This window comes from Pseudorhodoferax sp. LjRoot39 (assembly GCF_964253035.1).
Classification (GTDB): Bacteria; Pseudomonadota; Gammaproteobacteria; order Burkholderiales; family Burkholderiaceae_C; genus Pseudorhodoferax.
Genome location: NZ_CAXUQL020000001.1, coordinates 1,064,012 through 1,087,844, shown reverse-complemented (window position 1 = coordinate 1,087,844; position 23,833 = coordinate 1,064,012). Strand labels below are relative to the sequence as shown.

The window sequence follows — 23,833 nt, the reverse complement described above, 5'->3', positions numbered from 1 at the left end:
CGCCATGAAGCTGTATTACTCCCCTGGTGCCTGCTCGCTGTCCCCGCACATCGTGCTGCGCGAGGCCGGCATCGCGTTCGAGGCCCTGAAGGCCCCGACCAAGACGCACAAGCTCGACGACGGCACCGACTACTACACCATCAACCCGCTGGGCTATGTGCCGCTGCTGGAGCTGGACGACGGCACGCGCCTGGCCGAAGGCCCGGCCATCGTGCAGTACATCGCCGACCAGGCCCCGCTCAAGAACCTGGCCCCGGCCAACGGCACGCTGGCGCGCTACCGCCTGCAGTCGCTGCTGACCTTCATCGGCACCGAGCTGCACAAGAACTACAGCCCGCTGTTCAACCCGGCCACGCCCGAGGACTACAAGACCAGCGTGCGCGAGAAGCTGGTGTCGCGCTACAAATGGGTCGACGAACAGCTGGCCGGCAAGGACTACCTGACGGGCGAGCACTTCAGCGTGGCCGATGCCTACCTGTTCACCGTCACCACCTGGGCCAAGCACACGGGCGTGGACCTCTCGGCCTGCGCCAACGTGGCCGCCTTCATGGCCCGCGTGGCGGCCCGCCCTGCCGTGCAGGAAGCGCTCAAGGCAGAAGGCCTGGCCAAGTAAGCCGATGTAACAAGGCGGGCGCTGTCTTGCAGATGGCCGTCCTGCCCGCACATGCACGCTTCGTCCGCTCCGGCACTCTGGGGCGGCCAAGAAATAAATCCAACGGAGAGTGCATGTCTTCCTTGTTCGAGCCCACCCATGCGGGCAGCCTGGCACTGGCCAACCGCATCGTCATGGCCCCGCTCACGCGCAACCGTTCGCCGCGCGCCATCCCCGGGCCGCTGGCCGTGGAGTACTACCGCCAGCGCGCCGGCGCCGGCCTGATCGTCACCGAAGGCACGGCCATCAGCCAGCAGGGCCAGGGCTACGCCGACGTGCCGGGCCTCTACGCACCCGAGCAGCTGGAAGGCTGGCGCAAGGTCACGGCGGCCGTGCATGCGGCCGGCGGCAAGATCGTCACCCAGCTCTGGCACGTGGGCCGCGTCTCGCACACCGAGCTGCAGGCCGGCGGCCAGGCGCCGGTGGCGCCATCGGCCATTCCCGCCACCACCAAGACCTACCTGATCCGCGACGGCAAGGGCGGCTTCGACCAGACCTCCACGCCGCGCGCGCTGGCCGCCGAGGAGATCGCCGGCATCGTCGACGACTTCCGCAAGGCCGCCCGCGCCGCACTGGACAGCGGCTTCGACGGCGTGGAGATCCACGGCGCCAACGGCTATCTGCTCGACCAGTTCCTCAAGCTCGGCGCCAACCACCGCACCGACCACTATGGCGGCAGCATCGCCAACCGGATCCGCTTCACGCTCGAGGTGGTGCGGGCCGTGGCCGCCGAGATCGGTGCCGGCCGCGTGGGCCTGCGCATCTCGCCCGTCACGCCGGCCAATGGCATCTCCGACCCCGATCCGCAGCCGCTGTTCGACACCCTGCTGGCCGAATTGGCGCCACTGGGCCTGGCCTACATCCATGTGATCGAAGGCGCCACGGGTGGCCCGCGCGAGATCGAGGACCGGCCGTTCGACTACCGCAGGCTCAAGGCCGCCTACCGCAACGCGGGCGGCAAGGGCGCCTGGATGGTCAACAACGGCTACGACCGTGCGCTGGCCGATGAGGCCCTGGCCGACGGTGCCGACCTCGTGGCCTTCGGCCGCCCGTTCATCGCCAACCCCGACCTGGTGCGCCGCCTGCGCGAGCGCGCTCCGCTGCAGGTGCCGGACCGCGCCACCATGTATGGCGGCGGTGCCGAGGGCTACACCGACTATCCCGCGCTGCCGGCCTGATCCGCCCCACGCGCCATGCAAAACGCCGACCCGAGGGTCGGCGCTTTGCGTTGGAGAAAGCCGAAACGATCAGGCCGCTGCCAGCGCCGGCTTGCTGCTCTTGGCGGTGCCCGCGCCGAAGCTGATCTCGCCCGAGATCTGGCCGCCCTCTTCGATCACCACCTTGCCATAGCGGATCTTGCCGCTCACCTTGCCGGTGGCGTAGATCACGAGCTTCTCGCGCACCACGAGGTCGCCGTCGAAGGCGCCGCGGATCTCCGCCAGGTCGACCTCGGCCGAGCCCTTGAACGCGCCCTGCTCGGCGATCTGCATCATGCGCGAGTCCATCGTGGCCTCGACCGTGCCTTCGACCACCAGTGTGTCGCAGTCGGTGATCTCCACGCCCTTGAGCTTGATGTTGGGGCCGACGATGAGCTTGCTGCCAGGCTCCTGCGTGGCGGCGCTGACCGGTGCGCTCGCGCTGCTGCCGGGCACTGACGGAGAGGTCGCGGAAGTGGCCATGTTGCTGCTGGAGGAGGAGGAAGAAGAGGACGAGGGCTGCAACGCAGACGTGTTGTTGAACGTACTCGGCCGGGTGTTCAGGGGTTCGTTCTCACGCTTGCCGAAAAAGGGGGATTGCAGGGCCACTGGGCGTTCTCCGATCAAAGCTCCATGCTAGGGGAATCTGCGCGCGAATGCGCTGAAGACGCATGCAACTTCTGTAACCCTAAGAAAGTGGCACCAGCGCGGCACCGCGCGCACCAGGGGCCGGCGCCGCGCCCCGATGTACGCACTCGCTTGGTGCTTTTTGTACGCATTCCTGGGCAAAGCCTGCGTACAAACATGGCATGGGCTTTGCGTACGGCAGTCCGCATGCCCTCCGCCGAACCCTCTCCCAGCGCGCCCCGGCCCGTGGCCGTGGAACTCGTGGCCTTGACCAAGCGCTATGCGCAAGGGCAAGCAGCCGTGGACAGCATCAACCTGCGCATCGCAAGCGGCAGCTACTGCTGCCTGCTGGGACCCTCGGGCTGCGGCAAGAGCACCACGCTGCGCATGATCGCGGGCCATGAGACCGTCAGCAGCGGCGACGTGCTGCTGGAAGACCGCAACATCACCGACCTGCCCGCAGCCGCGCGCGGCACGGCCATGATGTTCCAGAGCTTCGCGCTGTTCCCGCATCTCTCGGCGCTGGACAACGTGGCCTTCAGCCTCAAGATGAAGGGCGTGGCAACGGCCGAGCGCCGGGCCAAGGCGCAGGACCTGCTCGAGCGCGTGGCCATGGGACACCTCGCGCAGCGCAAGCCCGGCGAACTCTCGGGTGGCCAGCAGCAGCGCGTGGCACTGGCGCGCGCGCTGATCACCCAGCCCAAGGTGCTGCTGCTCGACGAGCCGCTGTCCGCGCTCGACCCGTTCCTGCGCATCCAGATGCGCGCCGAGCTGCGCCGCTGGCAGAAGGAGCTCGGCCTGACCTTCATCCACGTCACCCACTCGCAGGAAGAGGCAATGGCGCTGGCCGACACCATGGTCGTCATGAACCACGGCCTGATCGAGCAGGTTGGACCGCCGCACGAGGTCTACAACCGGCCCGCCACCGAGTTCATTGCGCGCTTCATGGGCGGGCACAACGTGCTGGACACGCCGACCGGCAAGATCGCCGTGCGCAACGACCACATGCGCATTGCCACCGAAGGCGAGGGCATCGCCGCCACCGTCACCGACGTGGAGTACCAGGGCACCTATGTGCTGCTGGGCCTGGACGCCGCCAACGGCGCCGGCCGCACCGGCGTGTCGCTGATGCTGCCCGAGGCCGCCTTCGCCGACCGGCCCTACACCCTGGGCGAGAACGTGCGTCTGTCCTGGGCGCCACCGCACGCGCACGCGCTCGCCGCCTGACCCTTTCTTCCACCCCCTGCCACCGAATGGAGAGACGACCCATGTCCGACACCAACGACACCTCTGCACTGCAGCGCCGCACCCTGCTCAAGGGCACGGCCGGCATCCTGGCCACCGGCATCGCACCCTTCGTGCACGCGCAGGAGCCCATCGTGCTGCGCTACCTGGGCACGGCCGTGAACCAGGACAAGGCCATCGCCGAGAAGTTCAAGGCCGACACGGGCATCACGATCCAGTACGTGGCCGTGACCACCGACGACGTGACCAAGCGCGCCGTCACCGCGCCCAACAGCTTCGACCTGATCGACACCGAGTACTTCTCGCTCAAGAAGATCGTGCCCACGGGCAACCTCAAGGGCATCGACACGAAAAAGATCAAGAACGCCGACAAGATCACCACCCTGTTCACCACCGGCCAGGTGGCCGGCAAGGCCGTGGGCGACCAGGGCACGGCGCCCAAGAAGGTGATCTTCCTGGAGGGCGAGAAGAGCAAGGTCTTCGCCAAGAGCCCCACACAGTTCATGTCGCTGATCCCGACCGTCTACAACGCCGACACGCTGGGCATCCGGCCCGACCTGATCAAGCGCCCGATCGACTCCTGGGCCGAGCTGCTGAACCCCGAGTTCAAGGGCAAGGCCGCGATCCTGAACATCCCCTCCATCGGCATCATGGACGCGGCCATGGTGGTGGAGGCCAAGGGCATCTACAAGTACCCCGACAAGGGCAACATGACCAAGGCCGAGATCGACCTCACGATCAAGACCCTGATCGAGGCCAAGAAGGCCGGCCAGTTCCGCGCGCTGTGGAAGGACTTCAACGAGTCGGTCAACCTGATGTCCTCGGGCGAGGTGGTGATCCAGTCGATGTGGTCGCCTGCGGTCACGGCCGTGCGCACCAAGGGCATCGCCTGCAACTTCCAGCCCTTGAAGGAAGGCTACCGCGCCTGGGCCGCCGGCTTCGGCCTGCCGGCCACGCTGTCGGGCAGGAAGCTCGACGGGGCCTACGAGTTCATCAACTGGTTCCTGGACGGCTGGGCCGGCGCCTACCTGAACCGCCAGGGTTACTACAGCGCCGTGCTGGAGACGGCCAAGTCCAAGATGGAAGCCTACGAGTGGGCCTACTGGATGGAAGGCAAGCCCGCCGCGCAGGACATCAAGAGCCCCAACGGCGACGTGCTGGCCAAGGCCGGTGCCGTGCGCGACGGTGGCAGCTACGAAGCCCGCATGGGCGGCATCGCCTGCTGGAACGCGCTGATGGACGAGAACAACTACATGGTCCAGAAATGGAACCAATTTGTAGCCGCTTGAGCTGAGCCATGAGCGCACCTGCCACCACCTCCCACGGTGCCCCGTCCGCGGCGCCGGGACGCAGCATCGCGGCCTGGTGGCAGGCCGCGCCCTTCACGCTGGTCTTCGCGCTGTTCTTCCTGATTCCCCTGGCGCTGATCCTGATGGTCAGCTTCTGGGACTTCAACGAGTACGAGCTGCTGCCCGGCTTCACGTTCAAGAACTACGTGTCGATCTTCGAGGGCTGCGCCACCGGCGGTGAAGACCTCTGCGTGACGCTGAAGACCTACCTCTCCACGCTCAAGTTCTCGTTCCTGGTCTGGGCCATCACGCTGGTGCTGGGCTTCGCGGTCTCGTACTTCCTGGCCTTCCATGTGCGCAGCGCGGGCATGCAGACCGCGCTGTTCGTGCTGTGCACCATCCCGTTCTGGACCAGCAACGTGATCCGCATGATCTCGTGGGTGCCGCTGCTGGGCCGCAACGGCTTGGTCAACCAGAGCCTGCAGGGCATCGGCCTCATCGACGAGCCGCTGGAGTGGCTGCTGTTCTCCGACTTCTCGGTCACGCTGGCCTTCGTGCACCTCTACACGATGTTCATGATCGTGCCCATCTTCAACAGCATGATGCGCATCGACCGCAGCCTGCTGGAGGCCGCCAGCGACAGCGGCGCGAGCGCCTGGCAGACGCTGTGGAACGTGATCGTGCCGCTGTGCAAGACCGGCATCATCATCGGCTCGATCTTCGTCATCACCATCGTGATGGGCGACTTCGTGACCATCGGCGTCATGGGCGGCCAGCAGATCGCGTCCATCGGCAAGATCATCCAGGTGCAGACCTCGTACCTGCAGTTCCCGCTGGCCGCGGCCAACGCGATGATTCTGCTGGCCGTGGTGCTCATGATCATCTGGGCGCTGACCCGCATGGTCGACATCCGCAAGGAGCTCTGATGCAGGCAAGAATCTCCGACGCCCGCCCCGCCGGCTTCTGGCTGCTGGCCATCGTCTTCGCGCTGTTCGTGCTGTTCATGTACGGCCCGATGCTCGTGATCGTGGCGCTGAGCTTTCAGGGCCCGGAAGGCGGCCTCACGTTCCCCATGCGTGGCTTCTCGCTGCACTGGTTCCGCCAGCTGGCCGAAGGCCTGGGCGTGGTCGACATCGGTGCAGCCCTGCGCCGCTCGCTGGGCGTGGGCGCGGCGGTGATGGTGCTGACCGTGGTGCTGTCGGTGCTGGCCGGCCTGGCCTTTCGCAAGAAGCTCCGAGGCGGCAACGCGCTGTTCTACATCGTCGTGGCCAGCCTCATCATGCCGTCCATCATCGTGTCGCTGGGCATCGGCCTGGAGTTCCGGTTGCTGGACACCGGCATCAAGTGGCTGCTGGGCGCGCTCGGCATGGAAAGCACCCTGGAGAACTACGGCACGGCGCTGGGCCTGTACACCTCGGCCCTGGGCGCGCACCTGACCTGGACGCTGCCCTTCGGCCTGCTCATCATGTTCGCCGTGTTCAACCGCTTCAACCCCAGCTACGAGGAGGCCGCACGCGACCTCGGCGCCACGCCGTGGCAGAGCTTCAGCCAGGTGGTGCTGCCGCTGGTGGCGCCCTCCATCGTGGGCATCGGCATGTTCGGCTTCACGCTGTCGTGGGACGAGATCGCGCGCACCTCGCAGGCCATCGGCGACGTCAACACGCTGCCACTCGAACTGCAGGGCCTGACCTCCACCGTGACCACGCCGTCCATCTATGCGCTCGGCACCGTGACCACCGTCGTGTCCTTCCTCGTCATGGGCCTGGCGATCGGCCTGGCCACCCTGCTGGCGCGCCGGCGCAAGGCCTAGCGTGCGCGCCATGCCTGCCCCCGACGCCGCGCCCACGGCTTCCCCCACGGTCTCGGACAGCGAGATCTACGAGCGCATGGTCTCCGCCATCCTCGACCACAAGCTGCTGCCCGGCACCAAGCTCGTGGAGGACAAGATCGCCAGCGCCTTCGGTGTCTCGCGCACGCGCGTGCGGCCGGTGCTGGTGCGGCTGGCCAACGAGCAGATCGTCACGCTCACGCCCAACCGCGGCGCCTCCGTGGCGCAGCCCACCGAGCAGGAGGCGCGCGAGGTGTTCGAGGTACGCCGCCTGATCGAGCCGACGCTGGTGCAGCGCTTCATCCAGGTGGCGCAGCCGGCCGACATCCAGCGCCTGGCCGACTGCATCGCCGCCGAGGAAACCGCACGCAAGGCCGGTGACATGCGCCGCGCGATCCGCCAGGCCGGTGACTTCCACCTGCACATCGCACAGGCGGCCGGCCACCAGACGCTGGGCCGTGTGCTGCGCGAACTGGTCTCGCGCACCTCGCTCGTGCTGATGACCTTCAGCAGCCACCACGCGCAGGAACGCGAGGAGGCCACGGCCTGCGGTTGCCGAGAGCATGGTGTGCTGCTGGGCGCGATCCGCCTGCGCGACGCGCGCGAAGCCAGCCGCTGCATGCGCAAGCACCTGGACCAGCTGGAATCGCGGCTGGAGTTCACGCCACCGGCCGACACAGCCCTCGATCTCGCAGCCGTGCTGGCGGCATGACGTGACACAACCCCCACGCTCATCGCTTCGCGTATCGCTGCCCCCCGAGGGGGCGCGTCAATGCCTTCGGGCGGCCGGGCGGCACTGACATGCGCCAGCTGCTCGTCGTCAATCCCAACACCTCGGCCCACGTGACGGCGCTGCTGCAGCAGCATGTGCAGCGCGAGGCCGGTCCAGGCGTGCAGGTGACGAGCGTCACCGCACGCCTGGGCGCGCCCTACATCGCCTGCGAGGCCAGCTACGCAGTCGCCGCACACGCCGCGCTCGACGCCTGGGCCGCGGCATTGGCCGAGCCCGGCCGCAGCGCGCCCGATGCCGTGCTGATCGGCTGCTTCGGCGACCCCGGCCTGTTCGCGCTGCGCGAGGCCAGCCCCGTGCCCGTCACGGGCCTGGCCGAAGCCGCCTTCGCCGAGGCCACGCAGCACGGCCGCTTCGCCATCGTCACCGGCGGCGCACGCTGGGTGCCCATGCTGGAGCGGTTGGCCCTGGCACTCGGCCACCAGGCGCTGGTCGGCATCCACACCGTGGCGCCCACAGGCGCGCAACTGATGGCCGACCCGGAAGGCGCGCGCGCCATGCTGGCCCGCGCCTGCCAGGAAGCCGCCGAGCGCTGGGACGCACAGGCCGTGATCGTCGGTGGCGCCGGCCTGGCGGGTGTGGCCGCGGCCCTCCAGCCCCAGGTGGGCGTGCCGCTGGTCGACAGCGTGGGCGCCGGCACGCGCATGGCGCTGCGGCTGCCACCCAGCGCCGATGCACGCCCGCAGCCCGGCTTCGATGTGGCCTGGCAACACGTGGCGGCCGAACTCCGCGCCCTCGGCCAGTGAAGCCCGCGCCCGCACAATGCGGGCGAAAGGAGCGTTCCCATGCACAGCATTCCCCTGCCCGGCACCGGTCCGGCCCTGCCCGCCCTGGGCCTGGGCACCTGGCGCATCGGTGAATCCAGGGCGCGCCGCGCCACCGAAGTGAAGGCCTTGCGCAGCGCACTCGACATGGGTTGGCGCCTGGTCGACACGGCCGAGATGTACGGCGAAGGCGGCTCGGAGGAAGCCATCGGCCAGGCCCTGGCCGAAGCCCAGCGCGCCGGCCTGCGGCGCGAGGAGCTGTTCCTCGTCAGCAAGGTCTATCCGCACAACGCCAGCCGCCAGGGTACGGTGGCGGCCTGCGAACGCAGCCTGCGCCGCCTGGGCGTGGACCGACTCGACCTGTACCTGCTGCACTGGCGCGGCAGCGTGCCGCTGGCCGAGACGGTCCAGGCCATGCAAGCGCTGGTCGCGGCCGGCCGCATCGCGCGCTGGGGCGTCAGCAACTTCGACGTGGACGACATGCAGGAACTTTGGGCCGTCGATGGCGGCGCCGCGTGCGCCGCCAACCAGGTCTACTACTCGATCACCGAGCGTGGGCCGGCCCACAGCCTGCTGCCCTGGTTGCGCGACCACGGTGTCGCGCTGATGGCCTACAGCCCGCTGGACCAGGGCGCGCTGGCAGACGACGCGCCGCTGCAGGCACTCGCCGAACGGCAAGCTTGCAGCACGGCCCAACTCGCCCTGGCCTGGCTGCTCGCACAGCCGGGTGTCAATGCGCTGCCCAAAGCGGTGGGCGAGGCGCATCTGCGCGAGAACCTGGCCGCGGCCGAGCTCGTGCTCCAGGCCGACGTGCAGGCCGAACTGGCCCGCCTCTACCCCAGGCCAGCGCGCAAGCCGCCGCTGGCGATGATCTAAAAAGGCGCGTCTTCGGTATCCGGCTGCGCGGTGGGCGCGGCCGAGGCGGGCAGCGGCGTCTCGACCGCAGCCACCAGTTCGATCTCGCCGCCCAGCGCCTCCAGCAGGCCCGGCAGCAGACGGCTGATCTCGCCCGTGGAGATGGCGGCATCGGCGTCGAAGCTGTCTTCCTTCTCCTGCGAGGTCTTCTCGAACACGCCGTCCTGGAACTGCAGCTTGCGCAGCTGCATGCTCTCGGTCAGCACGAAGGAGACGCGCTCGTCCCAGGTCATGGCCAACTTGGTCGGCAGCTTGCCTTCGGCGATGTGCTGTCGGATCTCCTCGATGTCCAGCGGGTGGTGGGCATAGCGGATCGCGGCCTTGGACGCGTCGGTCGCCTTGAGTTCGCACTCGCGGTCGATCGAGAAGCCGGCCGGCGGCTCCTGGCTGCTGAGCCATTCGGACATCGCGGCCGTGGCCGAGGTGGCGGTGTGCACTTCCTGCACCGAGAAGCCATCCAGCACCTGGACCAGCAGGCTCAGGATCTCGTCGACACGGTTCTGGCTGCCGGCGTCCACCACGAAGCGGCGTGCCTGCAGGTCGATCCAGACCCAGGTGGCGCCGCGCTTGGTGAAGGCCACGGGCAGCAGCGTCTGCTTGGCTTCCTCGCGCAGGTCGCGGATTTCCTTCTTGCCGGGCTTGCGGCCGGTGGTGGCCTCGATCTGCTGGGCGCGCTCGTCGGCCTTGCGCTTGACCACCGAGGCCGGCACGGCCTTGCTCTCGACCATCAGGCGCAGCAGGTACTGGCCGCCGATGGATTCGACCAGCGGGCCGTGTTCCTCGCCACGCGGCGGCACCCAGCCGGCCGAGCGTTCCTGTGTCGCACCGCACTCTTCGAAGCGCTGCGTGCCGAGCGCCTCTTCGATCTGCTCCCAGGTGGCCGTCCAGTCGCCACCGAGCTTGTAAACCATCACGTTCTTGAACACTGTTCGCTCTCGTTGCACGGAAAGCCGCGTATTGTCGTTGCACGCCGCCGCCGCATGGCACGGCAAACTTCCTTGCGAGAACTTTACAAACAGCCGGACAAACAGCACCGGGCCGATACAAGCGCGCCGGACACTGGCCGCACAGCAGAGCAACACGCCGCTGTGGTTCTCCGACAGAAAGGAAGTCTTGATGACCCGCTCTCTCTTCTCCCTCCATCGCATCGTGCTGGCCGGCAGCCTGGCCGCCCTGGGCGCTGCCGCCATGGCGCAGACGCCGCCGGCTGCGCCGCCGGCCGTCGACGCACCGGCGCGCCATGCCCGCGAACACGCCCGCACCGATCCCGCCCAGCGCATGGAGCGCCGCGAAGCCCGCCTCAAGCAGGAGCTCAAGCTCACGGCCGAGCAGGAGCCGGCCTGGAACCAGTTCACGGCCAGCATGCTGCCGCCCGGCCCGCCGCCCGAACGGCTCGACCGCGAAGCCATCCGCAAGATGACCACGCCGCAGCGCATCGAACACATGCGCGCCATGCACGCCAAGCGCTCGGCCGAGATGGAGCGCCGCGCCGAGGCCACGCTGCGGCTGTACAGCGCGCTCACACCGGAGCAGCAGCGGGTGTTCGACCAGCGCATGGCCATGGGCCCGCGCCAGGGGCCGCACCACCACGGCATGCCGCCCAAGCCCGAACCCAGGGGTTGAGGAACCTGCGGGCGCCGGCCGGCTCTATCGGGTCTCGCAGACCCGGTGTCCGGCAGGCGTCCTACAGCGCCGGCCTGGCCGGCTGCGGTACAACCAGCACCCGTACCCGCGTCACCCCAGCAGCATGTCGAACACCATCGCCGACGGCACCGTCACCAAGATCAAGGTCCTGACGGTCAACATCCACAAGGGTTTCACCACCTTCAACCGGCGCTTCATGCTGCACGAACTGCGCGAGGCTGTGCGCCATGTGCACGCCGACGTGGTGTTTCTGCAGGAAGTGCTGGGAACGCATGCGCGCCACGCGGCCCGCCATGCCGACTACCCCGAGGCGCCGCACTACGAGTTCCTGGCCGATTCGATCTGGCCGCAGTTCGCCTACGGCAAGAACGCGGCCTATCCGCACGGGCACCACGGCAACGCCGTGCTGTCCAAGTTCCCCATCGTGCACCAGGAAAACCGCGACGTCTCGCTGCCCGGCCCCGAGCGCCGCGGCCTGCTGCACTGTGCGCTGGCGATCCCGGGCCAGAAGCACCAGCTGCATGTGTTCTGCGTGCACCTGGGCCTGCGCGAATCGCACCGGCGCGAGCAGCTGCGCCTGCTGTCCGAGATGATCAACAAGGAAGTGCCCACCGGCGCGCCCGTGGTGGTGGCCGGCGACTTCAACGACTGGCGCCGCCGCGCGCACGACATCCTGGAAGAGCTGGCCGGTCTGCGCGAGGTCTTCGTGCACGCCACGGGCCATTCGGCCAAGACCTTTCCGGCCAAGTTCCCGGTGCTGTCGCTGGACCGCATCTACGTGCGCAATGCCGGCGCGCACTCGCCCATCGTGCTGCCTGGCGCGCCGTGGAACAAGCTGTCCGACCACGCGCCGCTGGCGGCCGTGATCGACCTGTAGCCGCGCACGGAAAGGGCCTCGCGGCCCCGCCAGTCAGAGCGCGTAGCCGTAGCGCAGCTGGTAGAAGGTCTCGCCGGGGTTGGGTTTGTCCAGCCCGCCATTGGACACGTGCTTCACGTACACGCCGATCTCGTGCCGCCCGAAGCTGTAGCCCAGGCCCAGGTGGTCGCTGAAGTTCCAGCGCGAGCCGAACGCCTTGGTGCGCGTGCGGTAGCCGTGCACGAGGTAGGACACGCCGACGCCGCCCTCGACGAACCAGGGCGAGCGCCCTTCACCGAATCGCCAGCGCAGCACGGGCACCAGGCCCAGTTGGGTGAACGCGTCACGCGCGCCGGGGAGGGCATCCGCGTGCCAGCGGCTCGCGTACCCATCCACCGACAAGGCCAGCCGGCCGCTGAGAAAGCACACATCGGTCGGCACGCGCACGCCCAAGGTCAGCGCGTCGGTGGTGGCGCCATGGTGCCGGGCCTGGCCGGCTTCCAGGTACAGGCCGGGGCCCTGGCCTTGCTGCGCCTGGGCTGCGAAGCCAATCACCAGGCACAGGGCGCCAAGGGCTGTCTTCGTCGTGTGCTTCATGCAACTCCCGTTGTTTGGTTTGTTGCACATGCTACGTAGCCGTCACAGACGGCCTTGTAGGAAGCTGCCGCCGCTTGGAACAAGCCTGTGGATCGTTCCGGCACAAGTGGGGAGTTGTCCACAGCGGCGGCGGTGAGGACAAAGTTGTTGTCGGCGCCGGTTCGGGTTGTGGAGCTTCACACCACATGGCTGTGATTCGGCCAAGCCCTTGATCGCGTTCGCGAAAAGCGGGTTGTCCACACCAACCGGCCACCCTCTACTACTACCACTATTGAATCAATTGAAAGATAGACAGGAGACTGCAGCGGCCTGCTGCGGCTGTTGCGTCAACAACACCGGTCCGAGCAGCGGCGCGCCGTCGAGGCCGCGCAAGCTCAACTGCAACCGCAGCCCCTGCCCGTCGGGCAGGTTGGCCACGAGCGTGAGCAACACGCTCTGCTCCTGCAGCACGGTCTTGTCACCCCAGACCGCCAGCGTGGACCAGCGGCCCGGCAGCTCGGCCCGGCCATCGGCATCGAACTCCCAGCTGCCTTCGTGCACGAAGCGCTGGCATGGCAGGCTCAGCTCCACGCGCACGTCGCTGACCGACAGGACCAGCGGCCCCACGCACCGGTCGCCACAGGGCAAGGGCTGCATCGGCGCGAGGGCCGGGTCCAGCGTGGCGGTGTAGGTGCCTTCGGCCAGGGTGGCACCCACGTTCGGGCCCGTGCCCGTGCCGCCGGTGCCGGGGCCACAGGCCACCAGCAGGCAAGCGATCCAAAGGCTTGTCAACAGCTCAGCGGGTCGTTTCATGGTCGTCAGCGGCATGGAAGTAGCTGCCGAAGCGCACGCGCTGTGTGCGCTCTGCGGGGTCGGCATGGGCTTGGTCGTGGTCGAAGCGGGCCTGGGCCTCGCGCATGACCTGGCGAAAGGCCTGGCGCCACACCCTGGCGGCCAGGGCGTGCAGTTCGGCGGCGGAAGCCGGCGTCAGCTCGTCCACGAACACGGCCTGCTCCAGGAAGTTCTGCTGGCCGTCGACGTTGGCGCAGGCGGCCGCCAGGTGGTCGTGCACGTTGTCTCCGAGCAGCTGCACCATCTCGGCGAAGCCCTGGCGCGGCACGAAACCCGGCGCGAGCAGGCGCACGCCCTGTGCGCCCTCCTCGGCCAGGCCCAGGCGCAGCAGTTCGTCGAGCACGGCACGTGGCCGCACGTCGGTGCTGATGGCCGCGACCAGGGCGTCGAAGCCCGGCCCCTCGGCCTGGCGCGGCAGCACCAGCGGCGCGCCCTCGTCGTCGATGAAGGCCACATCGCTGAGCCAGCGGGCCACCACCTGGCTGGCCATGTTCATGGCGTCGCGCGGCGGGGCTTCGCGCGCCGCGCCGCGCAGCTGGCGCACGTCGCGCCGGTGCACGCCCGACAGCAGGCTCAAGGCGCTGTCCGTGGGCTTCTGGCCACTGGCGGCCAGCTCGTCGCGTGCCGCCTCCAGGAACACCTGCTTGAGCGCCGCCGCGAAGCTGGGATACGCCACGCCATGCCGCAGCAACAGGCGCACCGCCGGCCGCAGCAGCCGCAGCACCGAAGCCAGCACGACGGCGGACCGGGAGGATGTGGACATTCTGTGGGATATTATTCCACGCAGATGAAGAAGTGGACATTGGAAAGCCCGGGTGCCGGCATCGCGTTGCACCTGCTGCTGTTCTCGCTCGTGGTGGCCGCTGTGCAGTACAGCGAGCACCGGGCTGCGTCCGCCCCTGCCACGGCGCCCCCACCTGCCCAGGCCAAGGCGGTGGCCACGCGTGCGCACCACGCCAGCACGCCCGCGCCGCAGGTTCTGCCCGTGGCCGGCGCTGCGGTGCTGCGCCATCCCGCTCCCTGACGAACAACCGTGTGGATAGTTCCGGCACAAGCCGGGGCTTGTCCACAGCCGCGCGCGTCCGGCCGAACTTGTTCATGCCGGCGCGACAGCACGAAAGCGCGGCCGCCCACAGCCGCAGCGGTGCTGCAAGTCCGCGGCACGGCTGGACAAACCGCAGTTGTCCACAGCCTGAGCCGCCCTCTACTACTACGACTATTGAAAGATAGAGAAGATAGAAGAGAGATAGGGACAAACGGCGCGCCCGTCCCCGCATAGGATGGGCCCCGCCATGCAACGTGTCGCACCCGCCCCCAACCTCATGGTCGCCACGCTGTGGGCCGACATGCTGCGGCGCGACGGCATTTCGGCCACGGTGCAGCGGGCCTACGCCAGCGGCATCGCCGGCCAGATCCCGCCGGACCAGGCCCTGCCCGAAATCTGGGTCGAGGAAGACGCCCATCTGGACCGGGCCCTGGCCATGCTGGAGGAGCTCCAGCATCCGCCGGAACGGCGCTGGGGCTGCCCGGGCTGCGCCGAGGTCGTGGAGGGGCCCTTCGAGCAGTGCTGGAACTGCGGCACGCTGCGCGAGCCCCTGTAGCCGGCCAGTTAGCATCGCGGCCGACCCGCCTTGTCAACAAAGGACCGAAGCGCCGTGCCGAACGAACTGAGCCAACTGCCCTTCCTGCACCCCTGGCGCCATGGCTTCGCGCGCCTGGCCGTGGCGGTGCCGCGCAACCGGGTGGCCGATCCGGTGTTCAATGCAGCCGAAACGGTGCGCCTGTACGAGGACGCTGCCGACCAGGGTGCCTCGGTCGTGGCCTTTCCCGAGCTGGGCCTGTCGGCCTACACCTGCGACGACCTGTTCCACCAGGCCACCCTGCTCGACCGCTGCCTGGATGCGCTGCATGCCGTGGCCCAGGCCACGCGCGGGCGCGATGCCGTGGCCATCGTCGGCCTGCCGCTGCGCGTGGACCACCGGCTGTTCAACTGCGCGGCCATCGTCGCCGGCGGCCAGGTGCTGGGCGTGCAGCCCAAGACCTACCTGCCCAACTACGGCGAGTTCTACGAAGGCCGCCAGTTCGCAGCTGGCGAAACGGCCCTGGCGACCTCTGTGCGGCTTTTCGGCGAGGACGTGCCCTTCGGGTCGGACCTGGTGTTCCGGGCCCGCCAGCAGCCTCTGCTGGCCCTGCACTGCGAGATCTGCGAGGACCTGTGGGTCCCCATCCCCCCGTCCAGCTACGCCGCCCTGGCGGGCGCCACGGTGCTGGTGAACCTGTCGGCCTCCAACATCACGATCGGCAAGGCCGCCTACCGGCACCGGCTGGCCGGCCTGCAGTCGGGCCGCTGCCTGGCGGCCTACCTGTATTCATCGGCCGGCATCGGCGAATCGACCACCGACCTGGCCTGGGACGGCCAGGCCCTGATCTACGAAGGAGGCGAGCTGCAGGCCGAGAGCGAGCGCTTCTCCAATGTCTCGCACACCATCTTTGCGGACGTGGACCTGGAGCGCCTGGTGCACGAGCGCATGCGGCAGAACAGCTTCGGCGCCTCGGCCGCGCAGCACAAGGCGCAGCTGGCCAGCTGGCGCACCGTGGAGTTCGACCTGGCGCCACCCAAGGCGCCCGGCGCGCTGCGCCGCACGGTGGAGCGCTTCCCCTATGTGCCGGCCGATGCCGCCACGCGCGACGAGCGCTGCCGCGAGGTCTTCAACATCCAGGTGCAGTCGCTGGTGCAGCGGCTGGAGGCCGCGCGCATCGAAAAGGTGGTGATCGGCGTCTCCGGCGGCCTGGACTCCACCCATGCGCTGCTGGTGCTGGCCCAGGCCATGGACCGCCTCAACCGCCCGCGCAGCCACATCCTGGCCTACACCATGCCCGGCTTCGCCACCAGCACGCGCACGCTGGACCAGGCGCACCGGCTCATGGCCACCGTGGGCTGCACGGCCAGGGAGATCGACATCCGGCCCAGCTGCCGCCAGATGCTGGCCGACCTGGACCACCCGTTCGCGCGCGGCGAGCCGGTCTACGACATCACCTTCGAGAACGTGCAGGCCGGCGAGCGCACCAGCCACCTGTTCCGTCTGGCGAACCACCAGGGCGCCATCGTGGCCGGCACCGGCGACCTTTCCGAACTGGCGCTGGGCTGGTGCACCTACGGCGTGGGCGACCACATGTCGCACTACAACGTGAACGCCAGCGTGCCCAAGACGCTGATCAAGCACATGGTGCACTGGGTGGCCGGGCAGAACCTGCTGGGCGACGCGGGCAGCACGGTGCTGCGAGAGATCGTGGCGACCGAGGTCAGCCCCGAGCTGGTTCCCGCGGGCGCAGGCGAGGATGGCAAGGACCAGCCCGGCCAGCGCACCGAGGACACGGTCGGCCCCTACGAGCTGCAGGACTTCCACCTGTACCACATCGTGCGCCACGGCTTCGGCCCGGCCAAGGTGGCCTTTCTCGCGCACGCGGCCTGGCACGACCGCGAACAAGGGCCCTGGCCCGACACGCTGCAGGGTGCGCGCAACCAGTACGGCCTGGCCGACATCAAGAAGCACCTGCGCACCTTTGTCTGGCGCTTCTTCCAGACCAGCCAGTTCAAGCGCAGCTGCGTGCCCAACGGGCCCAAGGTCGGCTCGGGCGGCTCGCTCTCGCCGCGCGGCGACTGGCGCGCGCCCAGCGATTCGGAGGCGCGCGTGTGGATCGACGCCGTGGCGGCGATCCCGACGGAAGACGACTGAAGTTCAGGGCCGCGGTGCCGGCGCGATGGAGCCGCGGTCGGTGAACTGCAGCGGCACGCGTTCGCTGCGCCCCGGCTGGCCGGCGTCGGTCATGCGGCTGTGCAGCAGCATGGCGATGCCTTCGGCCACACGCTGGGCGTCCACGTTGAGCAGCGAGATGCTGGGCGAATGGTCGCGCGCGAAGTCCGTGTCGCCGATGGTGACGACGGAGATGTCCTGCGGCACGCGCAGGCCGTTGGCCTCGATCGCGCGCAGCGTGCTGCCCAGCGTGTAGGTGCCCTGCGCGACGATGGCCGTGGGGCGGTCCGCCCGCTTGAGCAGTGCATCCACATCGGCGAACACCGAACTCGTGGCCGATGCCGCCTGCACCAGCATGTCCGGCGCACGCAGGCCGGCCGCCTTGTAGGCAGCGCGGTAGCCCTCGATGCGTCGGCGCACGGGCCGGCTGCTGGCACGCCACAGCGCCAGCGCGATGCGCTGGTGGCCTTGCGCGAAGAGCTCCGCCATGGCGGCCTTCATGCCCGCGGCGTGGTCGAACAGCAGTGCGTCGCAGCCGGGTGTGTCCATGTCGCGGTCCAGCACGACCACGGGCATGGGCAGCGCGTTCAATGCAGCCAGCACCTGCGCATCGGTTTCGTTGCCGGGCGCGGCAATCACGCCGTCCATGCCGCGCCGGGCGAACATGGCCAGCGTTTCGGTCTCGCGTTGCGCATCGTTCAGGCCGTTGGCCAGCAGCAGCATGTAGCCGTCCTTGCGCAAGCGCTCTTCGAGCGAGCGGAACAGCCGGGCGTACAGCGGGTTGGTCACGTCGGTGAACAGACAGCCGATGGTCTTGCTCGAGCGCGAGCGCAGTGCCTGCGCCGTGTGGTTGGGCCGGTAGTCCAGGATGGCGATCGCGCGCTCGACCTTGCCGCGGGTTTCTGGTGAAACGTTTTCAACACCATTGATCACGCGGGAGGCGCTGCCCACCGACACCCCGGCCAATGCCGCGACGTCGCGAATGTCTACCTTGCCTTTTCCCATCGATCCGCTTTCTTCCGACGACCTGCGCAGCATGATAGCCAAGCCCGACTTGGGCTAGGTGTTAGCCCCATATTGAAACGTTTCAACAGCAAACCTAGGATGCACACCAGCAACAGGAGACGTCATGCAGCAGGGACTTGCGATCGATCCGCAGCGACAGTGCTTCGCGCCGGCCATCGGCCATCCATCCGACCATCCGGCGCAACGGCTGCATGGCCGCAAGGTGCTCGTGGTGGGGGCCGGCCAGCGCAGCATCGACGACCCGGAACCGCCGGTCGGCAACGGCCGTGCCATCAGCCTGCTGTTCGCCCGCCATGGCGCAGCGCTCACCTGTGTGGACCGGTCGGAGCCGGCGCTGCGCGCCACCTGCGAGCAAATCGCACGGGAAGGCGGCAGCGTCCATGCCGAAGTGGCCGACGTGGCCGATGCCGCGCAGATCGCCCCTCTGGTGCAGCGGGCCACTGCCCAGATGGGTGGTCTGGACGGGCTGGTGCTCGTGGTCGGCGTGGCCAGCGGCTTGCCACTGGCGCGGCAGACCGCGCAGGACTGGGACCATGAACACGCCGTCAACGTGCGCAGCAACATGCTGTTCGCGCAGCAGGCGCTGCAGCACATGGCGCCGGGTGGTTCCATCGTGCTGGTCTCCTCGCTGGCGGCGCTGCGCAACAGCTCGGGCAACCCGGCCTACGAGACCACCAAGGCCGCGCAGGTGGCGTTGGCGCGGGCGATCGCCATGGCGGGCCAGCCCCGGGGCATCCGCTGCAACAGCCTGCTGCCCGGACTGATGGACACGCCCATGGGCCGCGCCGCCACCCGCAGGCGGCCCGACCGGCTGGCCATGCCGCTGCCCTTCGGCCGCCAGGGCACGGGCTGGGAGGTGGCCCATGCGGCGCTGTTCCTCATCTCGCACGAGTCGTCCTATGTGAACGCGCATGCGCTGCTCGTCGACGGTGGCCTGTCGGCGGGCATCGCCCTGGCCGCTTCCTGAAACCCCTGTTCCGAAAGACCCGACCATGCACCAGGTTTCGCATGGCAGGCGGCGTGCGGCCGCCCTGCTCGCCCTTCCCGCAGCCTGGCTGGCGTTGGCCGGGCCGGCCCGCTGCCAGCAGGAGGACTACCCGAAGCGGCCCATCAAGATCGTGCTGGGCTTTCCGCCGGGCGGCTCCACCGACACCTCGGCACGCCGCGTGGCCGACCAGCTGGCGCGGCAGATGGGCCAGCCGGTCATCGTCGAAAACCGCCCCGGCGCCTCCGGCAACATCGGCGCGGCCTACGTGGCCAAGAGCGCGGCCGATGGCTACACGCTGCTGTACGGCACCAACACCACGCACGCCATGAACGTGAGCCTGTATCCCCGGCTGGAGTACGACCCGGTCAAGGACTTCGAGCCGATCGTGCTGCAAGGCAAGGTGTCCAACGTGTTCAGCGTGCACCCGTCCTTCGGTGCCACGACGCTGCAGGCCTTCATCGACCAGGCCAAGGCCCGGCCGGGCTCCATCAACGTGGCGTCCAACGGCAACTCGACCAGCACGCACATGGCGCTGGAACTGTTCAAGGGCATGGCTGGCATTTCCTTCGTCCACGTGCCCTACAAGGGCAGCGTGCCGGCGCTCAACGACGTGCTGGGCGGCACGGTGCCGGCCATCATGGACAACATGCCCGCTTCGCTGCCGCACATCAAGGCCGGCAAGCTGCGGCCGCTGGCCGTCACCGCACGCAAGCGCCTGCCGCAGCTGCCCGAGGTGCCGACCTTCGACGAGCTGGGCCTGCGCGGCTACGAGGTGGCCGGCTGGGGCGCGATCTGGGCGCCGGCGGGCACGCCGCGGCCCATCGTGGAGCGGCTCAACCGCGAGATCAACCTGGCGCTCAAGGAACCGCGCATCGTCGAGGTGATGTTCGAGACCGCATCCGAACCGCAGGGCGGCACGCCGGAAGAACTGGCCCGCTACGCCCGCGAGGAAACCATCAAATGGCGCGAGCTGATCCGCAGCGCCAACATCCGTCTCGACTGACCAGGACCCACGCCATGGCACGCATTCCCTACTTCGACCTCGACCAGGCCTCCCCCACCATCCGCGAGATGGTGGCCGCGCGCCCGCCGCTCAACATCTACCGGATGGTGGCGCATGGCGGCCCGAGCGCGGAGGGCTTCCTGGCGCTGGGCAATGCGATCCTGCGGCGCTCGGAACTCGACCCGGTGCTGCGCGAGCTCGTCATCCTGCGCGTGGGCGCGTTGTGTGGCTCGCACTACGAAGTGTTCCAGCACCGCCGCGTGGCCGCGCAGGCGGGCGTGCCGGCGGCCAAGATCGAGGCCGTTCTGGCGCAGCCCGAGGGGCCACCTGTCGCCGAGGCCTTCTCCGCGCTGGAGCATGTGGTGCTGCGCTACACGGACGCCGTGGTGCGCACGGTGAAGGCACCGGCCGCGCTGTTCGATGCCGTGTCGGCCCGCCTTCCTCCCAGGCAACTCGTCGAGCTGACCATGACCATCGGCTTCTACATGCTGGTGAGCCGGTTGCTCGAGAACTTCGAGGTCGACCTGGAGGGGAACGAAGCCCTGCCTGCAGGCAGGGCCTGAGCAGCCGCCCGCCGTTCAGCCGGCCGGCCTGCGCTGGTCGGCGATGCCGATGCTTTGGTAGTGCTGGGCCTTGTCCTCGAACATCGCGCGGTCGGCCTGGTGCAGCACCTCGTCGACTTCGGCAGCGTTGCGGGCCGTGGCCACGCCGATCGACAGGCTCAGCGGATGGCCGGGATAGAACTGGTTGTTGACGGCCACCATGGAGCCGATGCGGCTCTTGAGTTCCTGCGCGATGCGCTCGTCGGCGCCCGGCAGCAACGCCACGAACTCGTCGCCGCCGATGCGCGCCACGCACCAGGGCTGGCCCGCCGTGGCGCTGGCCAGCACCTCGCCTGCACGGCGCAGCAGCACGTCGCCGATGGCATGGCCCTTGGTGTCGTTCACATGCTTGAGGCCGTTCAGGTCCATCGCCAGGATGCCCAGCGGCCAGGGCCCCTTGCGTGAGATGCGGCTGAGTTCGTCCACATAGAAGGCGCGGTTGCGCAGCCGCGTGAGCGAATCGTGCTTGCCCAGGTACTCCAGGTAGGCCTCGGCCTTCTTGCGCGCCGTGATGTCCACCAGCGACACCAGGGCCAGGTCCCAGCGCTCCAGGTGGTCGGGCAGCACGGCGAACTGCATGTGCACGTTGATGAGGTTGCCACCCAGGCCGTAGTTGACCGCTTCGCGCGCCTGCACGAGCTTGCCGTGCCACAGGTCGATCAGTTGTTCGGCGAAGCTGTCGTGCATTTCGGCGCGGAACACCTGCCGCAGGTTGGCCCGGAGCTCGTCCTGCGACGCCGCGCCGAACATCTCCAGCGTGAGGCGGTTCACTTCCAGCACCTGCACCTCTTCCATGCAGTGCTCGACGAACTCGGGATGCACGTTCAGGAACACCCGGAAATCCTGGATGCCCCGGGCACGCACTTCGTCGAGCAGGCGCTTGACGCCGCTGAAGTCCTGCACCCAGAGCGACACCGGCGAGTGGGCGAAGAGGTGGCGGGCATAGCGCTCACTGGCGGCCAGGCGCTGACGCGCCTGCACGGTCTGCGTGACATCCTCCAGCGCCACCAGCACGCGGGCCCATGTCAGCTCGTGGCCCTCAAGCACGTGCACATGGATGCGCGCGTCGATGCGCCGCCCGTCCAGCGCGTAGTTCACCGTGTCGTTCGAGTAATTCAGCTGGCCTTCCCAGGCGGCCTGCACTTCGCGGTGCATCACCTCGGCCGACTCCTCGCGGAAGATCTCGGGCAGGCGGGCCTGCAGTTCTTCCTGGCTGGACGCGGCGAAGAGTTCCAGCGTGCGCCGGTTGGCCTTGAGCAGCCGCATGCCCTGGGCCCATTGCAGCAGGCGGCCAGGGTCGGCACGCACATGGGCCTGCAGGTCGGTCACGCCCTCGCTGCGCCATTGGTCCACCATGGCCTTGCGCGCGCTGTAGTCCTCGAACCACAGGGAGATGGGCGCCCATTCGAACATCTGTTCGTAGTCGGCAGGCAAGGAGCTCATGGTGCTGGCGCCGGGGGCAAACCCGGATGGGGCAGGTCAGGCCCGGCGTGCCTGTGCCGCTCCGGTTCATTGCGGAGTGAGCGTGCACAGAATGCCGATTTACGCCAATTATGTGCAATTTATCCTGTCAAATATTTCAGCATCAATGTTGCATACATTTATTTCCTGTGCTTGCCATGCCAGCCGGTCTCAACCGGCCGGGCGCCGTCGCTCGTGGCGGCCTTCCTGATAGAAGCGTGCCTTGGCGTCGAACATGGCCTGGTCGGCCGCGTGCAGGGCGTCTTCCACTTCCGAGGCGCGCTGCGCGCTGGCCACACCGATCGACAGGCTCAGCGCCTGCCCCGGGTAGAACTGGTTGTTGAGTTCCGTCATCGATTCGATGCGGCCCTTGAGCTCCTGCGCCGCGCGCTCGTCCGCGCCCGGTAGCAGCGCCACGAACTCGTCACCGCCGATGCGCGCCATGCAGCCGGGCTGGCCCGCGCTGGCGCTGGCCAGCACCTCGCCGGCACGGCGCAGCAGGGCGTCGCCGGCCACATGGCCCTCACTGTCGTTGATGCGTTTGAGCCCGTTCAGGTCCATCGCCAGGATGCCCAGCGGCCAGGGACCCTTGCGCGAGATGCGGTTGAGCTCCTCCACGTAGAAGGCGCGGTTGCGCAGCCGGGTCAGCGAATCGTGCTTGCCCAGGTACTCGAGGTAGGCCTCGGCCTTCTTGCGCGCCGTGATGTCCACCAGCGAGACCAGCACCAGGCTCCAGTCGTGCGCGTGGTCGGGCAGCACGGCGAACTGCATGTGGATGTTGATCAGCGCGCCGCCCAGACCGTAGTTAACGACCTCGCGCACCTGCTCGGTCTTGCCGTTCCACAGGTCGATCAACTGCTCGGCGAAGGTGTCGTGCATCTCGTCGCGGAACACCTTGCCCAGGTTGCCCAGCAGCTCCTCCTGGCTGGCGGCGCCGAACATCGTGAGCGTCTGGCGGTTGACCTCTAGCACGCGGATCTCCTCCATGCAGCGCTCCACGAACTCCGGGTGCACCGAGAGGAACACGCGGAAGTCCTGGATGCCCTGCGCACGCACTTCCTCCAGCAGCTGCTTCACGCCGCTGAAGTCCTCCACCCACAACGAGACCGGCGAGTAGTGGAACAGGTCGCGCGCATGGCTTTCGCTGGCCGCCAGCTGCCGGCGCGTCTGGACGGCCGCGGTGGTGTCTTCCAGCGAGATCAGCACGCGGTCCCAGCGGTCTTCATGGCCGCGCAGCACGCGCACGCGGATCGCCACGTCGATGCGCCGCCCGTCCAGCGCGTAGTTGACGGTCTGGTTGCTGTAGTCGAGCCGGCCGTTCCACAGCGACAGCATCTCGGGCAGCATGGTCGTGAACATGTCGCCGCGGAACACGTCGGGCAGGCGCTGCTGCAGCTCCTCGAGGCTGGCGGCGCTAAACAGTGCCAAGGTCTGCCGGTTGACCTGAAGGATGCGGATGCCGGCAGCGCACTGCTGCACGCGCGTGGGGTCGGCACGCAGGTGCGCCTCGAGGTCCGTCACGCCGGCGGTGCGCCAGCCGTCGAACAAGTCCTTGAGCGCGCTGAAGTCTTCGAGCCAGAGCGAGATCGGGGCCCACTCGAACATCTGCTCGAAATCGGCGGAATCGGTTGGTGTCATGGACTGATTTTCCAGGACTTGTGTGTTGCGCGGATCGGGCGCATGCCGGCTTGCGGACCGCGGCAGGCGTTCCATGAACTTGGCCACCAGTGCGGCGCCGGCCGGCATGTCCGTGCCCAGGCCCGC

At 68.6% G+C, this 23,833-nt stretch carries 25 protein-coding genes; 17 read left to right on the top strand and 8 right to left on the bottom strand.

What is annotated here, in order from left to right; all coding sequences use genetic code 11:
- The first annotated feature begins 4 nt into the window (after positions 1–4).
- Together gstA and ACSQ4M_RS05145 are read left to right on the top strand one after the other, a co-directional pair.
- Complete coding sequence (gstA, locus tag ACSQ4M_RS05150; protein ID WP_436188525.1) at positions 5–613, top strand: glutathione transferase GstA; 609 nt, start codon at positions 5–7, stop codon at positions 611–613.
- A 113-nt stretch (positions 614–726) separates the two neighbouring features.
- On the top strand, positions 727–1,830 hold the full coding sequence (locus ACSQ4M_RS05145; RefSeq protein ID WP_436188524.1) for an alkene reductase: 1,104 nt from the start codon (positions 727–729) through the stop codon (positions 1,828–1,830).
- Positions 1,831–1,899: 69 nt separating this feature from the next.
- Here the strand turns inward: ACSQ4M_RS05145 and ACSQ4M_RS05140 are convergent, their stop codons facing one another.
- Positions 1,900–2,457 carry a bactofilin family protein gene (locus tag ACSQ4M_RS05140; RefSeq protein WP_436188523.1) on the bottom strand — a complete coding sequence of 186 codons (558 nt, stop codon included), beginning with the start codon at positions 2,455–2,457 and terminating at the stop codon, positions 1,900–1,902.
- A gap of 225 nt (positions 2,458–2,682) precedes the next feature.
- Between ACSQ4M_RS05140 and ACSQ4M_RS05135 the strand changes: the two genes are divergently transcribed.
- From ACSQ4M_RS05135 to ACSQ4M_RS05105, 7 genes are all read left to right on the top strand, one after another.
- Positions 2,683–3,702, top strand: a complete 1,020-nt coding sequence (locus tag ACSQ4M_RS05135; RefSeq protein ID WP_436188522.1) for an ABC transporter ATP-binding protein — start codon at positions 2,683–2,685, stop codon at positions 3,700–3,702.
- A 41-nt stretch (positions 3,703–3,743) separates the two neighbouring features.
- Positions 3,744–5,009 (top strand): ABC transporter substrate-binding protein, encoded by a 1,266-nt coding sequence (locus ACSQ4M_RS05130; RefSeq protein ID WP_436188521.1) that lies wholly within the window; start codon positions 3,744–3,746, stop codon positions 5,007–5,009.
- An 8-nt stretch (positions 5,010–5,017) separates the two neighbouring features.
- Entirely contained in the window at positions 5,018–5,935 is a 918-nt protein-coding gene (locus ACSQ4M_RS05125; protein WP_436188520.1) for an ABC transporter permease, read from the top strand.
- Positions 5,935–6,819 (top strand): ABC transporter permease, encoded by an 885-nt coding sequence (locus ACSQ4M_RS05120; RefSeq protein WP_436188519.1) that lies wholly within the window; start codon positions 5,935–5,937, stop codon positions 6,817–6,819. The genes ACSQ4M_RS05125 and ACSQ4M_RS05120 overlap by 1 nt, the downstream gene beginning before the upstream one ends.
- Positions 6,820–6,829: 10 nt before the next feature.
- A complete protein-coding gene (locus ACSQ4M_RS05115) occupies positions 6,830–7,549 on the top strand; it encodes a GntR family transcriptional regulator (protein WP_436188518.1) in 720 nt (239 codons plus the stop codon).
- Positions 7,550–7,638: 89 nt separating this feature from the next.
- Complete coding sequence (locus ACSQ4M_RS05110; RefSeq protein WP_436188517.1) at positions 7,639–8,373, top strand: aspartate/glutamate racemase family protein; 735 nt, start codon at positions 7,639–7,641, stop codon at positions 8,371–8,373.
- 39 nt (positions 8,374–8,412) lie between these two features.
- A complete protein-coding gene (locus ACSQ4M_RS05105; RefSeq protein ID WP_436188516.1) occupies positions 8,413–9,267 on the top strand; it encodes an aldo/keto reductase in 855 nt (284 codons plus the stop codon).
- Here ACSQ4M_RS05105 and ACSQ4M_RS05100 read toward each other — a convergent pair.
- Entirely contained in the window at positions 9,264–10,232 is a 969-nt protein-coding gene (locus ACSQ4M_RS05100) for a recombination-associated protein RdgC (protein WP_436188515.1), read from the bottom strand. The genes ACSQ4M_RS05105 and ACSQ4M_RS05100 overlap by 4 nt on opposite strands.
- 190 nt (positions 10,233–10,422) lie before the next feature.
- Between ACSQ4M_RS05100 and ACSQ4M_RS05095 the strand changes: the two genes are divergently transcribed.
- Both ACSQ4M_RS05095 and ACSQ4M_RS05090 read left to right on the top strand, forming a co-directional pair.
- Positions 10,423–10,929, top strand: coding sequence for a Spy/CpxP family protein refolding chaperone (locus tag ACSQ4M_RS05095; RefSeq protein ID WP_436188514.1), 507 nt, complete (start codon positions 10,423–10,425; stop codon positions 10,927–10,929).
- A gap of 124 nt (positions 10,930–11,053) precedes the next feature.
- Positions 11,054–11,827: an endonuclease/exonuclease/phosphatase family protein gene (locus tag ACSQ4M_RS05090; RefSeq protein ID WP_436188513.1), complete on the top strand. Its 774-nt coding sequence runs from the start codon at positions 11,054–11,056 to the stop codon at positions 11,825–11,827.
- Positions 11,828–11,860: 33 nt separating this feature from the next.
- Here the strand turns inward: ACSQ4M_RS05090 and ACSQ4M_RS05085 are convergent, their stop codons facing one another.
- From ACSQ4M_RS05085 to ACSQ4M_RS05075, 3 genes are all read right to left on the bottom strand, one after another.
- The gene (locus ACSQ4M_RS05085; RefSeq protein WP_436188512.1) at positions 11,861–12,403 is read right to left on the bottom strand and encodes an acyloxyacyl hydrolase; all 543 of its coding nucleotides are present in this window, start codon (positions 12,401–12,403) and stop codon (positions 11,861–11,863) included.
- A 276-nt stretch (positions 12,404–12,679) separates the two neighbouring features.
- Complete coding sequence (locus ACSQ4M_RS05080; protein WP_436188511.1) at positions 12,680–13,195, bottom strand: hypothetical protein; 516 nt, start codon at positions 13,193–13,195, stop codon at positions 12,680–12,682.
- Entirely contained in the window at positions 13,179–13,997 is an 819-nt protein-coding gene (locus tag ACSQ4M_RS05075; protein WP_436188510.1) for a DUF6502 family protein, read from the bottom strand. The genes ACSQ4M_RS05080 and ACSQ4M_RS05075 overlap by 17 nt, the downstream gene beginning before the upstream one ends.
- A 24-nt stretch (positions 13,998–14,021) precedes the next feature.
- Here ACSQ4M_RS05075 and ACSQ4M_RS05070 point away from each other — a divergent pair, with 24 nt between their 5' ends.
- The 3 genes from ACSQ4M_RS05070 to ACSQ4M_RS05060 all read left to right on the top strand — a co-directional run bounded on the left by ACSQ4M_RS05070 (position 14,022) and on the right by ACSQ4M_RS05060 (position 16,971).
- Complete coding sequence (locus ACSQ4M_RS05070; RefSeq protein WP_436188509.1) at positions 14,022–14,258, top strand: hypothetical protein; 237 nt, start codon at positions 14,022–14,024, stop codon at positions 14,256–14,258.
- A 268-nt stretch (positions 14,259–14,526) separates the two neighbouring features.
- Positions 14,527–14,835 carry a putative signal transducing protein gene (locus tag ACSQ4M_RS05065; protein WP_436188508.1) on the top strand — a complete coding sequence of 103 codons (309 nt, stop codon included), beginning with the start codon at positions 14,527–14,529 and terminating at the stop codon, positions 14,833–14,835.
- Positions 14,836–14,889: 54 nt separating this feature from the next.
- Positions 14,890–16,971 carry an NAD(+) synthase gene (locus tag ACSQ4M_RS05060; protein WP_436188507.1) on the top strand — a complete coding sequence of 694 codons (2,082 nt, stop codon included), beginning with the start codon at positions 14,890–14,892 and terminating at the stop codon, positions 16,969–16,971.
- Positions 16,972–16,974: 3 nt separating this feature from the next.
- On the opposite strand, the gene ACSQ4M_RS05055 is transcribed toward ACSQ4M_RS05060, so the two are convergent.
- Positions 16,975–17,994 (bottom strand): LacI family DNA-binding transcriptional regulator, encoded by a 1,020-nt coding sequence (locus ACSQ4M_RS05055; protein WP_436188506.1) that lies wholly within the window; start codon positions 17,992–17,994, stop codon positions 16,975–16,977.
- Positions 17,995–18,118: 124 nt separating this feature from the next.
- On the opposite strand from ACSQ4M_RS05055, the gene ACSQ4M_RS05050 reads away from it, so the two are divergent.
- The 3 genes from ACSQ4M_RS05050 to ACSQ4M_RS05040 are packed head-to-tail and all read left to right on the top strand — an operon-like array spanning position 18,119 to position 20,569.
- The gene (locus tag ACSQ4M_RS05050) at positions 18,119–18,982 is read left to right on the top strand and encodes an SDR family NAD(P)-dependent oxidoreductase (RefSeq protein WP_436188505.1); all 864 of its coding nucleotides are present in this window, start codon (positions 18,119–18,121) and stop codon (positions 18,980–18,982) included.
- Positions 18,983–19,007: 25 nt separating this feature from the next.
- The gene (locus ACSQ4M_RS05045; RefSeq protein ID WP_436188504.1) at positions 19,008–20,006 is read left to right on the top strand and encodes a Bug family tripartite tricarboxylate transporter substrate binding protein; all 999 of its coding nucleotides are present in this window, start codon (positions 19,008–19,010) and stop codon (positions 20,004–20,006) included.
- A 14-nt stretch (positions 20,007–20,020) separates the two neighbouring features.
- Positions 20,021–20,569, top strand: coding sequence for a carboxymuconolactone decarboxylase family protein (locus ACSQ4M_RS05040; protein ID WP_436188503.1), 549 nt, complete (start codon positions 20,021–20,023; stop codon positions 20,567–20,569).
- A 15-nt stretch (positions 20,570–20,584) separates the two neighbouring features.
- On the opposite strand, the gene ACSQ4M_RS05035 is transcribed toward ACSQ4M_RS05040, so the two are convergent.
- Both ACSQ4M_RS05035 and ACSQ4M_RS05030 read right to left on the bottom strand, forming a co-directional pair.
- Positions 20,585–22,051 (bottom strand): sensor domain-containing diguanylate cyclase, encoded by a 1,467-nt coding sequence (locus tag ACSQ4M_RS05035; RefSeq protein WP_436188502.1) that lies wholly within the window; start codon positions 22,049–22,051, stop codon positions 20,585–20,587.
- A gap of 189 nt (positions 22,052–22,240) precedes the next feature.
- Entirely contained in the window at positions 22,241–23,707 is a 1,467-nt protein-coding gene (locus tag ACSQ4M_RS05030; RefSeq protein ID WP_436193967.1) for a sensor domain-containing diguanylate cyclase, read from the bottom strand.
- Positions 23,708–23,833 lie beyond the last annotated feature (126 nt).

Coding starts and splice junctions, on each gene's coding strand:
- ACSQ4M_RS05050 (WP_436188505.1), top strand. CDS start 18,119: ATGCAGCAGGGACTTGCGATCGATCCGCAGCGACAGTGCTTCGCGCCG.
- ACSQ4M_RS05075 (WP_436188510.1), bottom strand. CDS start 13,997: ATGTCCACATCCTCCCGGTCCGCCGTCGTGCTGGCTTCGGTGCTGCGG.
- ACSQ4M_RS05080 (WP_436188511.1), bottom strand. CDS start 13,195: ATGAAACGACCCGCTGAGCTGTTGACAAGCCTTTGGATCGCTTGCCTG.
- ACSQ4M_RS05135 (WP_436188522.1), top strand. CDS start 2,683: ATGCCCTCCGCCGAACCCTCTCCCAGCGCGCCCCGGCCCGTGGCCGTG.
- ACSQ4M_RS05035 (WP_436188502.1), bottom strand. CDS start 22,051: ATGAGCTCCTTGCCTGCCGACTACGAACAGATGTTCGAATGGGCGCCC.
- ACSQ4M_RS05040 (WP_436188503.1), top strand. CDS start 20,021: ATGGCACGCATTCCCTACTTCGACCTCGACCAGGCCTCCCCCACCATC.
- ACSQ4M_RS05095 (WP_436188514.1), top strand. CDS start 10,423: ATGACCCGCTCTCTCTTCTCCCTCCATCGCATCGTGCTGGCCGGCAGC.
- ACSQ4M_RS05125 (WP_436188520.1), top strand. CDS start 5,018: ATGAGCGCACCTGCCACCACCTCCCACGGTGCCCCGTCCGCGGCGCCG.
- ACSQ4M_RS05065 (WP_436188508.1), top strand. CDS start 14,527: ATGCAACGTGTCGCACCCGCCCCCAACCTCATGGTCGCCACGCTGTGG.
- gstA (WP_436188525.1), top strand. CDS start 5: ATGAAGCTGTATTACTCCCCTGGTGCCTGCTCGCTGTCCCCGCACATC.
- ACSQ4M_RS05110 (WP_436188517.1), top strand. CDS start 7,639: ATGCGCCAGCTGCTCGTCGTCAATCCCAACACCTCGGCCCACGTGACG.
- ACSQ4M_RS05120 (WP_436188519.1), top strand. CDS start 5,935: ATGCAGGCAAGAATCTCCGACGCCCGCCCCGCCGGCTTCTGGCTGCTG.
- ACSQ4M_RS05115 (WP_436188518.1), top strand. CDS start 6,830: ATGCCTGCCCCCGACGCCGCGCCCACGGCTTCCCCCACGGTCTCGGAC.
- ACSQ4M_RS05130 (WP_436188521.1), top strand. CDS start 3,744: ATGTCCGACACCAACGACACCTCTGCACTGCAGCGCCGCACCCTGCTC.
- ACSQ4M_RS05090 (WP_436188513.1), top strand. CDS start 11,054: ATGTCGAACACCATCGCCGACGGCACCGTCACCAAGATCAAGGTCCTG.
- ACSQ4M_RS05145 (WP_436188524.1), top strand. CDS start 727: ATGTCTTCCTTGTTCGAGCCCACCCATGCGGGCAGCCTGGCACTGGCC.
- ACSQ4M_RS05030 (WP_436193967.1), bottom strand. CDS start 23,707: ATGACACCAACCGATTCCGCCGATTTCGAGCAGATGTTCGAGTGGGCC.
- ACSQ4M_RS05055 (WP_436188506.1), bottom strand. CDS start 17,994: ATGGGAAAAGGCAAGGTAGACATTCGCGACGTCGCGGCATTGGCCGGG.
- ACSQ4M_RS05105 (WP_436188516.1), top strand. CDS start 8,413: ATGCACAGCATTCCCCTGCCCGGCACCGGTCCGGCCCTGCCCGCCCTG.
- ACSQ4M_RS05070 (WP_436188509.1), top strand. CDS start 14,022: ATGAAGAAGTGGACATTGGAAAGCCCGGGTGCCGGCATCGCGTTGCAC.
- ACSQ4M_RS05045 (WP_436188504.1), top strand. CDS start 19,008: ATGCACCAGGTTTCGCATGGCAGGCGGCGTGCGGCCGCCCTGCTCGCC.
- ACSQ4M_RS05085 (WP_436188512.1), bottom strand. CDS start 12,403: ATGAAGCACACGACGAAGACAGCCCTTGGCGCCCTGTGCCTGGTGATT.